This is a genomic window from Microcoleus pseudofavosus SVA1_A4 (assembly GCF_036700565.1).
In the GTDB taxonomy this organism is placed as follows: domain Bacteria; phylum Cyanobacteriota; class Cyanobacteriia; order Cyanobacteriales; family Microcoleaceae; genus Microcoleus.
Map to the genome: position 1 here is coordinate 1 of NZ_JAUBPE010000085.1, position 13229 is coordinate 13229.

Here is a 13229-nt window from a genome sequence, read left to right on the forward strand (position 1 = left end):
CGATTGTCTCACAGAATGGTGGCATAACAACCAATCTGATTATACCGAACTTGAAGAATTAGTGATTAACCTTGATAGTGGTCTGGCAATCAGAAATGATCGTACACAATTCATCAAGCGGATCGTGGAGTTATCTCAGACAATTAGTTTAAAAATTCGACTAATTTACTATCCGCCTTATCATAGTAAATATAATCCAATTGAACGCTGCCCAGCAGCACTTGAACACTATTGGAATGGTGCTATTTTAAATTCAATTGAAACTGCTATAAACTGGGCATCCAACATGACATGGAAAGGAATTAAGCCCATTGTACACTTAGTTGAGACAACTTACGAGAAAGGAATAAAAGTCTTACCTCATGAGTTAAAACAGTATCTACAGGTACTCGCTTACCAAGGACTGCCGATTATTGTAAATCCAGCCCAAAAATGTGGGTGAGATAAATCTGAGTTGGGTAAGTTTTTTAAATTCCCAGGAAGGTCGATCGCCCTTTCAGTTCCCTGCAATTGACCGTTTTTAACTACAATTTGTTTGTGCAGCATTGCCAGTTGCGCTTTTCTGAGCGCTTCAGCTTTAATTGGGGCCGATCGCAAATGGCGGTAAAATTCGGTCATCAGTCCCAACGTGCCGGTATCGTTAACTTTCCACAAACTCGCTAGAGCTGATTTTACACCGCTGCGGACGGCTAATCCAGCAAATCCCATTTCTGCTGTATTGTCGCCGATCGCAGTTTCGCAAGCACTCAGCACCAATAACTCGACTTGTCGGCGATCGTACCACTTCGCCAACCTAAATTCATCCAGGGACAAAGAGCGATTCCACAAATCAATTTCAGCTTCTTTTCGTCCATTTTGATTTTGAGGAAAGCTGGCGTGAGTAGCAAAGTGAACAATATCAAAAGCCTCTTGCTGCCGCTGTTTGCTGAGATTTTCTAGGGTAAAGTTTTCGTTGAGAAAAGAGCGGCCCCGCCACAAGGGGAATTCGGCAGCAGGATTGAGAAAACTTTCATTTCTGCTAAATCCCGCTTGATTTTTAGTGTCGCTTCTGGTACCGGCGATCGCAGATAATTCGATCGGCACTGCAGGCAAAGGTTCTTTATCAGTGTGGGGAAATTTGGAAGCACCCATCGCTAAAACTTGAGCGTTTTGCAAACTTTGATACTTTGTGTTAGTCAAGCTGACACTAGGAATTGAGCCGAGGCTGTACTTTTCTACTAGAAATTGCTTGCCGTCGTGCAAAGCTGCTAGCGGCATTTGGCGCAAACCGGCATCGAAGGAAAACACGAGCGTGTCGATATTTAATGCTTCTAAATTTGAACTAATCGGCGCAATTAGCCACTGGTAAAGTTGCTGAGCTATTGGCAAATATTCTTCATTTTCAGAATCATTTGCTTCAGCTAAAGAACGATGAAACTCTGCCACTTTTTCCAGCAAAACTGCGCTGGTGACAGGAATATTTCTGAGAATCGGAGGGCCGTCGGGAACTACTAACACTAGGGATAATTCTTGGAAACGGACGATCGCGTAAACAATTACAGCTTGCTTCCCGGTTTCCTCCTTAATTGTTTTAAGAGTTTCTCTCAAATATTGAAAGTTAACTTTTTTATCAGTAAAATTTTCCCCATAATATTTTTCGTAATCTTGTTCAAACAGTTGGTCAATGAGAGCAACAGCATCATTAGCATTGCCTTGGTCTAAAGTTTTTTCTACGATCGACCTGCTAATTTCTAAAGGAATCACGTTCGGAATATCTGGAATATTAACACTTTCCGCTGTCGGAGGGGGAGTGGGAGTTGGTGCGGGAATTGGCGCTGGTGCGGGGGCTGGTGTTGGTGTTGGTACTGGCGCTGGAGTTGGTGCTGGTGTTGGCGCTGGTACTGGATTAACGGGGGGTGATTCTATTGGGGGCAGAGAGATTTGGGGAATATTTGCCAACCAATTAGTAGGGTTTTCAGCAGATTGTTCTGGAGTAGCTGTCTCGGCGGGAGCGGGATTTAAGACTATGTATCCGTCGGGTTGTTCGGTGCCAGAAGCGCCAAGCTGCGGGGGGTTTTCTGGAGGGTTTTCTGAAGCTGGGATAAAGGTAAGATTGGGTGTTTCAACGGGCGGTATGTCGATCGATATTTGTCGATTATTGTCGAGTTGGAAACCAACTCTGGTATTTCCCGTTTCAGGATTTAGCTCGAAAGAAGTTTTAGCTCCCAATAAATCGCCAATTAAAAAAGCTAACTCCTGTTGGGGATTTTGGCTTTGGCTGACAGCGGGCGCGGGTACGATCGAGCTTGCAGGCGCGGGTACGATCGAGCTTGCAGGCGCGGGTACGATCGCACTTGCAGGCGCGGGTACGATCGCACTTGCAGGTGCTGGCTGAATCTGAGCTACAGGCTGGTTTACAGAGGCAAGAGGGGCTGCGGGGGCTGGAGTTTGCGCGATCGAAGGTTGAGTGGCGATCGCAGGTTGAGTGGCGAGGGAGGAGAGGATTTGGGAAACCGAGGGAAGGGTAGGTGTAGAAGCTATGCGGGCAGAAGCGTTTGGCGTTGTGGGCGTCGAGGGCTGTGTGGGGCGCGCGCGGGGTGGCAGTAGGAATGAATCGGGCAATTGAGGTAGTTGGAAGTCGATCGCAAAATCAGGTATCGGATCGGGTGTTGCCGAAGGTGCGATCGAAGTTTCGAGAATTGGCGTTGGTGCGATCGAGCTTTCGGGAGTTGCCGAAGGTGCGATCGAGCTTTCGGGAGTTGCCGAAGGTGCGACGGGTAAACGCAGTGGGAGTTGCGGTGAGGGCGTGCCTGCGGGCGCTGGAGTCGGTGTTGGGGAAGGCGTTGGAGTAGCTGCGGCTGTGGGTGCGGGCGCTGGAGTAGCTGCGGCTGTGGGTGCGGGCGTGGGAGTAGCTGCGGCTGTGGGTGCGGGCGTTGGAGTAGCTGCGGCTGTGGGTGCGGGCGTGGGAGTAGCTGCGGCTGTGGGTGCGGGCGTGGGAGTAGCTGCGGCTGTGGGTGCAACTATTGGCTGCGGTACGGAGATAATTCGAATGCGATCGACATCCTGTCCGTAAGTATAACGATAGGAGTTATCCCGCAAAATTGTTTGAATAGGATTAGAATTTCCCCTAGTAATTGCACCCGCCGTTCCATTTGTGGCAGAATCACCGACAATAAACGGCGTTAATCCTGCGCCTCCGTGGCGGATAATTATAGTACCGCCGCTGCTATCTCCAGGATTTCCAGCGGTAGAAATGCTAGCATTGATGCCGTTGCTGTCTGTGAAAGAATTGAGCGATCGAAAAAACCTTCCCATCTGAATCTCGACATTGCCTCCCGTACCCTTGCCGAGACTACTTTGAGCGTTAATTAGACTCGCAGTAATATCGCCCGCAGCACTGCGGTTATAAGCCGTGACATTCCCTGCATTCCCCTGCGCCGAAGAGTCAATTTTACCAACAGTAATACTTCCGGTAGCGTCGAGCAAGATACTGCCGCCATTACCAGCAGACGAGGTATTGATATCGCCCGCAGTAATATTAGTTCCAGCATTCAGATCGATATTGCCACCATTGTTAGGAGAAGTCGCATCGAGATCACCTGTGGTGATTTCTCCGTTCTCACTATACAAAGAAATTCCGGCGGGTGAGGTAATTTTTTGAGCGGTAATATTATTCGCAGTAAAAATGTTAATTGCACCGGAATTTTTGGTGATATCATCTTCAATATTGATGCTGTTGAGGGCAGTAACACTGCCAACAGCATTGCCAAAATCAACACTTCCGGCATCGGGTTTAACAGTCAGACTGTAAGCCCCGTCAACAGTAGACTTAAAAGTAATATCGCCAGTCTCTAAAATTTTGACCGACAGGTTGTTACCTAATGTTACCGGAGCGTTAAAAGTAATGTTATTGCGGTTAGTTTCGATATTGCCACTGGCAGTAATACTGTCCTTTGCCTGGACATCAATATTGCCGCCAGTCACAGTAATACTGGGAGCGAAAGTGCGGGAATTAATATCCGATGTCGAAACTGTTCCTTGAGCATTTATGGTGATATCTCCGCCTTTACCATTTGCCGCAGCGGTAATAATTGGGCCGGCAGTTGTGTCGATATTACCGCCGCTTTGAATGCGAAGATTGCCGCTATTGGCATTGAAGCCGCTTAATAATAGGGCGCTACCAATTCCTGCCGTACTGATGTTGGTTGCTGCTTCGAGGGAAATATTGCCGCCGCTGTTACCGCCGATCGCATTTATGATTCCGGCGGTAGTGTCGATCGCCCCGCCGCTTTTAAACGTGATTGAGCCGCCGTCTTGATTGCCGATCGCCCGGATGTCGCTGGTAGTAATATTTCCCCCAGCATTTAGATTAACATTGCCGCCTCTATTAGTTTTAAGATCGGGAGATGAACCGTCATAACTTGTCAATAGCTGACCTGTAGTAATATTGCCGTTGCTGTTAGTAAAGTTAAGATTCCCACCCTGTATTCCAGATACTGACACGCCACCTATATTAATGTCACCGCTGGCAGTAGATAAAGTAACATTGCTGCCATTTCCCTTAGCAGAATCACCTGCGATCGCGGTTCCTGTTGTCGGTGTTGTGATGCCTGTGCTGGCTTGAATGGTAATATTTCCAGCAGCGCGATCGCCCGTGACATCGATCGTTCCGGTATTTATGGAACCGGCAGTGCTCGTAAGTGCGATCGGGCCGCCGTTTTGATTCGCTGTTACAGTGAGATTGCCAGTCGTAATATTGCGATCGGCATTTAAAGTAATTGAGCCACCATTTTCAGGTCTAAAAATTGTATCATTTCCTGAATCCTGAGAGCTGCTTGCATTTAATTTCCCTGTAGTGATGCTGCCATTAGTGCTAGTTAGATTAACAATTCCGCCTTGCAATTTACCATAGTTTAATACGTTACCTGTTATAATATTTCCACTGGTAGAGATAGTAATATTGCCACCCTTACCGTGGTCTGAAGAATTATTGGTTTCACCAAGCTGGATCTTGCCATTTACGCTTCTAATATTGATATTTGCACCATCAGATTTTGAAGGGTCTTCACTGAAGGTAGATATCTGACCTAAAGTAATGTCACCCCTTGCCTGTAACGTTACAGAACCAGGAATGCCGGGGGAAGGGCCATTTCCAGCGCTGATCTGTAATCCATTTGGAGGAAAAATAATAGATCCCTGTTCGCTGATTATAGTAACGTTACCGCTATTTCCAGTAGGTGTGTAGTTAGGCCTCCCCCCAGCAAAACTCTCTATGCAAACAGAGCCATTAGAACAGTTGAGAGAGATATCGCCTTTTGCTTTGAGAGTAATGTCACCCGCTCCACTTAATGAGAAAGAAGCTATATTTCCTGTAAGAGTAAAGCTGCCACCTGCCGTCACAGTAATATCACCGCCATTGCCATTAACATCTGTAGCTATAGCAGAAAGAGATTCTGTAGAAATGTTGCCCCCAGCAGTCAAAGATATAGAACGAGCATCGCCCCCAAAATTGTCTGTTTTAATTTTTCCTGCTTGAATGTTGCCTGCCGCTTGCAAAGTTATAGGGCCAGTTTGACCAATTCTTATAAAAATATTCGGATCGGGATACGTGTCAATGTTTCCTGTTTGAATGTTGCCGCCCGATCGCAAAATTACCGATCGCGAACTTCCCAAGATAAATTCATCACCCGTAGTAGCACCAGCCAAAGTTGCATCTGGACTCGTAATTATGATATCTCCAGTAAAAGTAATATTTCCCGTACCCGAAGTCGTATCTACCTTGAGGGAAGCCCCTGTATATCCCCCAGAGGTATAGTCATTAGGCTGCATAATTGGATCGTACAAACTGGTAAAATTAGCAGGTTTGCCCGAACGATCGAGAATTGACATATTATTGCCACTGCGAAAATGAGCATCTGTAGATATGATGCCATCACTCACTAAAGTCAGATTTCCACCGCTGACAAAAGGCGTTTGCGAAAGATGATTCAGCGCCAAAATATCGATACTTTGATTTCCCTGAATGTAAAGATTTCCGCCAGCATTTGCCACAAACGGATTCGCCACACTATCGCGCACCCGCACAGTATCGTCAGCCAGCAAATTCAAATCGCCAGTTGTACGCAACTGACTTTCAACTAATGTAAAATTGCGATTAGCTGACAGCGTTGCAGTCTCCGCAGTTACTCCTTTAGCAGCGACATCTCCATTCTCTACCTGCAAACCACCCGTCAATTCTACTTGCCCTCCAGCGTTGACTGTCACCCCCGTTGCACTTCCCCCGCCACCCGCCAACAACTGCGGCAAAGATGCAACTGGCAACACCCAATTTTGAGGCAAACTCCCGGCTACAGATTGCGGCTGAATCTCCAAACTCAACAGATTTCCCGGTTGACTAATTCTGACTAAACTCTCGCCGGGAACCGCCGCAACAATAATATTTCCTCCCGGTGCAGAAAGTTGTCCCGTACTCAAAACAGTGCCGCCCAATAAAGTTAAATTTTGCCCTTGTCCCACTGCCAAGTTGCCTAAATTGACAATTCCTCCCGGCTGTGTATTTGTGAAAGCAAAACTATTAGGATTTCCAACTAATTGAGTATAATTATTAGTACCAGCCACACTAAACCAGTTATTGCCAAAACCGATGCCCGTCGCAGTAGTAGCAGTGAAAGCAGCAGGCACGTTCAAACTAGAATTTGCACCGAAAACAATCCCCGCCGGATTCATTAAAAATAAGTTGGAATTGCCGCCAGTTATTTGAATTAAGCCGTTAATCAACGAAGCATCGCCGCCGACAACTCGCCCTAAAATATTCCGAATATTGGGATTTGATATAAAATTAGCAGTTTGCCCTTGAGTTAAACCAAATTGCTGGAAACTGTGAAAGAGATTTGCACCGTCACCGGATTGTTGGCCGCCGTTGATGTTGAATTTGTCGCCGCTGGGAGTAATTTGAGTATTAGTGCCGTCGGTTGCGGGGGTGATTTGCGCTGTGGCTGTTTGGGATGGGGGAAAAATTCCTATTTCCCACATTGTTAAAGCGGTAAATGAGAGAAAGGTGAGGAAAAAGCGGGTTTTTTTTTCAGTTAATTTCATGTTTTTTTTAGTAGATGATATTTAGTACACTCTGATAATTGCGAAGTTGATTTTAGCTAAGACACGGCAGTGCCGTTTCCCTACAATTAATCTGGTTAAAGTTGGCTGTTAGTTGATTTTAGCTGGGACACGGCAGTGCCGTTTCCCTACAATTAATCTGTTTAAAGTTGGCTGTTAGTTCATTTTAGCCAGGACACGGCAGTACCGTTTCCCTACAATTAATCGGGTGATGGTGACATCTCTCAGATCGTACTCATGATTATTTTGGGGTAGGGAAACGGCATTGCCGTGTCCTCCGTTGCTTTGAGGCAGGGAATTCATTCCCTGCCGGAATTAACGTCACAGCCCGTTACTATTTCCTCTCCTCCCTCCTTTGCAAATCCCGCAATTGCTTCTCTACCTTTTCCACCATTGGCAAATCTCCCAAACTTTGAAATCCATCTTTTGCCATTCGCAAATAACGCATAGCTTCCAGATTATTTCTCATGGCTGAATGAACTTGTCCCAACCCGTATCGGGCCGCTGTCAGCTCCTCGATGTCGTCAGGTTTCGCTGCATTAATTACCTTTGAATAGTTGACTTCAGCCTGCGGAACAAGTTGCAGTCTCTCCAGATACAAGTCGCCCAAACTCCGATAAATTGGCGGTGTTTCCACTCCTGTTTTTTGTAAAGTTTCTAAAACTTCTATTGCTTCTGCGATCGAGTCTGTGTTAACATAAACGGTAGAAATTGCTAATTTTTTGGCGTTTTCGTTCGGTACTTGTTTGTCGATCGCCCCAACCTCACTTTTCACCCTTTCCACCTCACCCTCATCCAGCAACCTAAACTCGATATCCCCCTCTCCAACAGCGCTTTCGGAAGAAGCACCCGTATTTGCCTCGACAATCAACTTGTAGCTAGCACCCGGTTTCAGCGCGGGTTCCCCCGGATAGACAGCCTCTGTACCGCTAACAGTCATTTCCCAGTTTAATTTTGCTCCGTTTTCGCGCAGGCTCAATTTATAGCTAGTCGCACCAACAACCGGATTCCATCGCAAAATAGGCTTATTGTTCAGCAATTTCGTGCGGCGCGGACTGATTATATAAGGAATTGGCGCGCTATTCCAGGTAATTTTATCATCGCCGCGATCGGGACATTTAATCAAGTCGGCGCTGCAATCAGATTTCGACTTTTCCTTGGCTAACAAACAGCTATTCAATTGATTTTCACCTGATGCGATCGACTTTATTCCCAAATCAGCACATTGCAGCATAACTCGTCCGTTTTGTGATGTTCGCAATTTGTCTCCCGGATAAATCGGCGTACCGCTTGTAGGGCGGACAATTCGACCGTTTTGGCGCTCGATCGCAACTTCCCCGCTACTATGGATAATCTGTCCGTTGGATATTCTGTTACTGGCTGCTAGTGCAGTAGTTGCGATCGAACTTAAACCTATAAAAACTGCAATCCTGATTTTCATTTGATATTTCCTTTTTTTTCTAAACGTTGCTGGGCAATTTGGATACATCGATCTTGTTCTGGTATGCTGGAATTAGAATATTTAATAGTTTTTTGCCAGTGTTCTAATGCTGACTGTGGCTGTCCTTTTGTTTCGAGAACCCCTGCTAAAAGGCAGTGAGCTTCCGCGCTGTTATCTTGAAATTTTATTGCTGTTTTGAAATCAGTTTCCGCAGCGTCATATTGCTTTTGTTTCAACCGCACCCAACCGCGATTTTTTAAGCAAGCAGATTTTACTCCGTCGTGTTGAGTGTTTGCCAAACAAAGGGCGATCGCTTTTAAAGCTTCTTCATGTTTATTATCGAGCAAGAGCGATCGCGATCTTTGAGCGTAAGCATCAGGAAGTCCGCGCCACACTGCGTTTTGCATGGCGTTAGACGCACATTCACGATCGTTCAATTGGTCGCACAATATAGATAAATTATAGTAAGGTTGCGCGTAATTTAGGTTGATTAAAGTTGCTAAGCTGTAGTATGATTTAGCGATTAGGGGTTTATTCTGACGGTGGTTTTTTAGGCCAATTTGATTCGCAACTGGGGCAAGTATCGGGCCCATTAACATATAACTGCTAGCGGTAGTAGCTAAACCGATTCCGAAGCGGCGCATCAAGTTAGATATAAAAATAGAGATATCGTTATTTAGGCGATCGCCCGCAACATCTCTTGCAGGAACCACAGGGCGATCGCACCCCAACTCTAGAAATTTTAATCCCTCAAATGTGGGATGCTGGCACAGCACCGGTATGGCGCTCGCGCCCGGAAATTGAGGTTCCCAGCGCAGCAAATCATCCTTAGCTTTTCGCACGGCCAAAAACAAAAGTTCTCCGAGAGCCAAATATCTAAACAGAGACTTCACAAATTCGTGAGCGATGGCATCGGGTAGCGGCGCACGCATCACAATTACTGACGGCAAAGGGATGCCCTCAGCGACTAAATCTGTTGCTATTCCCAGGCTCGAACATGAATTAAAAATTAGTAACTGCAAACCTTTAAAAATTGCTTGCTTCATGCCTCCTTTTAAAGGCTCTAATGTAACGCTATGATTTTCATTAATATACAGCAGTCCGTTGGCGGCATTATCGTCGCAGTCGCTGTGCCCGGCATAAAAGAAAACTTGCCAGCCTTTTTCATCAAACAACTGGTCATGTAATTCTTGAATTGTCGGTTCTTTAATAAATTTTAATTCGCAGCGCTCGCCTAAGTATTTTTCAATTTCTTTGGTATCTTTTTCAACATCAATTCCCTTGCTGTTGCCTGAAACACCTAAAATTCGTCCCTGCGAATGTAGAGGCATTCCTGCTGCGGTTGCTTGTTGGCTAACTGTTCCATACTCTGAGGAACTTAGAATTATTTCGGAATTGTAGTAGATTTCGCGAAATTTCCACACATCCCAAGGCAACTGCCAAATCTTAGAGTTATCGCACTCTAGGAATATTTCCACAAATTCCGATCGATCTTTAATTTCCGTTCTGAGTTTTACCTCAATTTTTTTGAAGAAATCATCAGACTCCAGCCACTTGTTCATCTCTGTTTTCAAACCTTGACATACAGCATCAGGGTTGTCTTCAGAAATATTTGTTTTGCCTGCGGGCTTAATTTTAATTCGAGAACTGCTTCTGCTAGATTTGACTCCACCGCAAATACTTGTCCACCTTCTTTGCATCTCCTCAACTTCGGGGGCTGGTGGCAAGCTTCCACGAAATTGATAGACAGTTTTTCCTTGTTTTTTCAACTGCGCTGTCACCAGAGGAAACCCGCCTGTTAGACTCCCAAACCCCAAGGCTAAGATGACAGTCCAGCTCATAAATTGGATGCCAGTAAAGTGAATTGAATTATCATACCACAAATTTTTCAGTTACGCTTAAATCATCTAAAGCTACTCGGATACTAAAGCTCTCGTCTGGCTCTACGTGAAAGTCGTTCAGCAAAATGCACAAGTTCTGAACCGTTGATATTACCTCGTGTAAATTTTCTCCGATGTCGGAGATTAAGGAAAGTTTAATATTCCTTGGCAGGTAACGTTCCCCGATCGCCGGATGCAGTTGGACGTGAACTCTGAAAGTGCGATCGTCCTCTTCGGCGATCGCCACCAACAAAGCAACACTCGTCCTTCCCAAACGCATTCCCAAGTCAATCAACTTGGCCCGCGTGACATCAGCTTCGGGAAAGCTATTGATGCTGCTTTCACGCCCCCGCAAGGCTGATTCTTCCCTCAAATTTCTACCGCCTCGGAATGCAAAATTGGGGTTATCGTTAGGAAAAATTAGGTTTTCTAAACTTTCTTTACCTTGCTCAATTTTCTGCCAACCTGTTTCTGCAACATTCTTCAACCAATTGCCTAAATTAGATTTGACCGGACTTTCAATTTCAGTAGGTTCAGTCTCCGGCTGCGGATCGAATATCGATTCCAAAGACTGCCAATCCGATGTAAATATATTCTCCAGCCACTGACGCAGATTGACTTGAGATTCAGATAAATGTTCGAGGTAAATCAAGAAGTCATCCAGGGAATGTAAATCCCTCAATACTAATTCGCCCGTATCCCCAGTCGGAGAAAATCCCAGCAATCTTGCTTCCTTTTCATCCTCATCAATTTCTACTACAATATAACCGATACGTTCTTGCCTAGCTTCTAGCGGAACAGGACACATTTCAGGTAAATTTTTAGAAGAATTTTCATGGCTGTTTTCTCCCTGGTGCTGTGCGCTCCTAATTGGGCGACACTCAATTTTTCCCAACCCTTTAATATATAAATCTGCCACATTTTCCAAAAGGCGAATTACGGGATTCCAGCTATCGCATTGAGTTAAATCAGTTTCAATATCTAAAATTTTTAAATAATCGCAAACTGCCAACACTGCCAAAGTGTTGATATAAATCTGTTCGACTTTTTGTGGATTGTTGTGTTCCGAAGCAAATTGCCATGCTAGACGAATTGCTTTTTTGGTAATTGGCATTGGCAATGATTGGTTTCTGCTAGTAGTATTATTCATTTCCCTACTTTAACTCCTTGTATGATTAATAGTCATGATTTTCGCGAAATTGTTGCATATGAGGACGACATTTATTTTTGTAGAAGCCGTAGATTGTAGGATAAGGACAGGCAAACTCTGCTGCTATTGTCGTAAAAGTTTTACCAGATAACAAACTTCTCAATATAACTTGACAAGTTAGATCCTTCCGCCCTCGAATGTGCTCGCTTAACACCCCATTTTGATTAGTCTCGATCCAGCTTTGAACTTCTTCAAAGTATTGAAGAGATTTGACTATGTGACTTTCATCCTCAGCGGGTAAATCTTCGATTGTTTCAATCTGTTCTCCATCTTTGAATTTTTTGTGACCTCTACATCTCCTGCTATTTTCTCTATCAATCCTCAGAACCCAATTTTGCAGCCGTCGCTTGAAATAATAATTGAACCAATTCATCACACTGCCGCGATCGCGATCGTACTGAGTGCCAGTGCGGGATTCCCACAAATTGCTAGAGAAAAACTCCCACTGTTCTTGCAAAGCATCTTCATAGTAAGGTACGTTATCCTTCCAGATCAGACCGGAGTTTGTCATTTTAATCACAAGCTGATTCACCAAACGTCTTCGCTTCCAAGGGTTCGAGGGTTCCTGGCAAATTTGGGTGACAAGACTGTCGAATTCTTGATATAAAAGTTGTCGATCGGATAATTTCGATTCTCCCTCCCCCTTAACAGGATCGGTTTCGCGATCGGATGGGTGGTCTTCCCCCTCGGAGGGGATGTACTCATCATTCATAGTTCAGTGCGGCCGCAACTTTTTTCCTACATTTACTTATCAGGATGAGTTGAGGAGTTTTATGCAAAATTCTGAAAGTTTTTTGGACGGGATGGTTGAAAGTCTTGCTGTGCGCTGGATTTGGCTGTGAAATTAAATGTGAATTTTTGTTAAAACCTACGCATCAAAACCAAAGAAACCGGGTTTTTGCCGTTTTTGCGGTGTGTGACGAGTATTCTCCGAAAAAACCCGGTTTCTGGCCAGCCGTGAGTAACACCGATCGCCCTTAAATCCCGAAAACACCCGTTGTTCCGTACTTGCACGCAGTGTTTGCCAAACTCGACCAAAAAAACTTGAGAGTTTTGCATAAAACTACTGAGATCACCCCGATAAGTAAATAGGAAGAACAAAAAGGCTTGAGGGGCGATCGATCTTTGGTGTTAACAACCAGATCGATCGCGCTCTTGCCGCAGTCCGGCAGGGGTTTCAACCCCTGCCGGAAGGTGGGGAAGCGCGTTATTCGATCGCCCTTAAATCCCGAAAACACCCCTTCGTACTTTCACCAGTCTTTACAAAACTTTACCAAAAAATTCGTAGAGTTTTGCATAAAACCACCGAGTTCACCCTGATAAATATACAGAAGGGAATTTGCGAAGTACGCGCGAGCGAAGCTATAAGGAGAGGATTGTCATTCTTAGCCCTAATTAATCGTAGATAAGTTGACATCTATCCAATACATAAAAACCCGGTTTCTTCAATAAACCGGGTTTTTGTTGGTGGATATTTTTATTTAAGTCAGTCCTGGACGCACACCGAGCCAAAAACCTGGTTTTTACGTCAATATATCTCTAATAAATTCCCGATTTTTCGGCTCAACCGGGTTTTTGCGTCCAGGACTGACTGCATTAATCACAA

At 45.0% G+C, this 13229-nt stretch carries 8 protein-coding genes; 1 reads left to right on the plus strand and 7 read right to left on the minus strand.

Annotated elements, in window-relative coordinates; all coding sequences use genetic code 11:
- Window positions 1-442: ISAzo13-like element transposase-related protein (locus QUA02_RS27770; protein ID WP_445305214.1), on the plus strand; the 442-nt coding region annotated here is incomplete at its 5' end.
- On the opposite strand, the gene QUA02_RS27775 is transcribed toward QUA02_RS27770, so the two are convergent.
- From QUA02_RS27775 to QUA02_RS27805, 7 genes are all read right to left on the minus strand, one after another.
- Window positions 394-7074, minus strand: a complete 6681-nt coding sequence (locus tag QUA02_RS27775) for a CHAT domain-containing protein (RefSeq protein WP_333032628.1) — start codon at window positions 7072-7074, stop codon at window positions 394-396. The genes QUA02_RS27770 and QUA02_RS27775 overlap by 49 nt on opposite strands.
- A 174-nt stretch (window positions 7075-7248) precedes the next feature.
- A complete protein-coding gene (locus QUA02_RS27780; protein ID WP_333032630.1) occupies window positions 7249-7395 on the minus strand; it encodes a hypothetical protein in 147 nt (48 codons plus the stop codon).
- A 31-nt stretch (window positions 7396-7426) separates the two neighbouring features.
- Window positions 7427-8533: a hypothetical protein gene (locus QUA02_RS27785; RefSeq protein ID WP_333032631.1), complete on the minus strand. Its 1107-nt coding sequence runs from the start codon at window positions 8531-8533 to the stop codon at window positions 7427-7429.
- Entirely contained in the window at window positions 8530-10374 is a 1845-nt protein-coding gene (locus tag QUA02_RS27790; RefSeq protein ID WP_333032634.1) for a CHAT domain-containing tetratricopeptide repeat protein, read from the minus strand. The genes QUA02_RS27785 and QUA02_RS27790 overlap by 4 nt, the downstream gene beginning before the upstream one ends.
- Window positions 10375-10405: 31 nt before the next feature.
- Window positions 10406-11527, minus strand: a complete 1122-nt coding sequence (locus tag QUA02_RS27795) for a DUF1822 family protein (protein ID WP_333032635.1) — start codon at window positions 11525-11527, stop codon at window positions 10406-10408.
- 61 nt (window positions 11528-11588) lie between these two features.
- Window positions 11589-12335, minus strand: coding sequence for a hypothetical protein (locus QUA02_RS27800; RefSeq protein ID WP_333032637.1), 747 nt, complete (start codon window positions 12333-12335; stop codon window positions 11589-11591).
- A 149-nt stretch (window positions 12336-12484) separates the two neighbouring features.
- The gene (locus QUA02_RS27805) at window positions 12485-12682 is read right to left on the minus strand and encodes a hypothetical protein (protein WP_333032639.1); all 198 of its coding nucleotides are present in this window, start codon (window positions 12680-12682) and stop codon (window positions 12485-12487) included.
- Window positions 12683-13229: the final 547 nt, after the last annotated feature.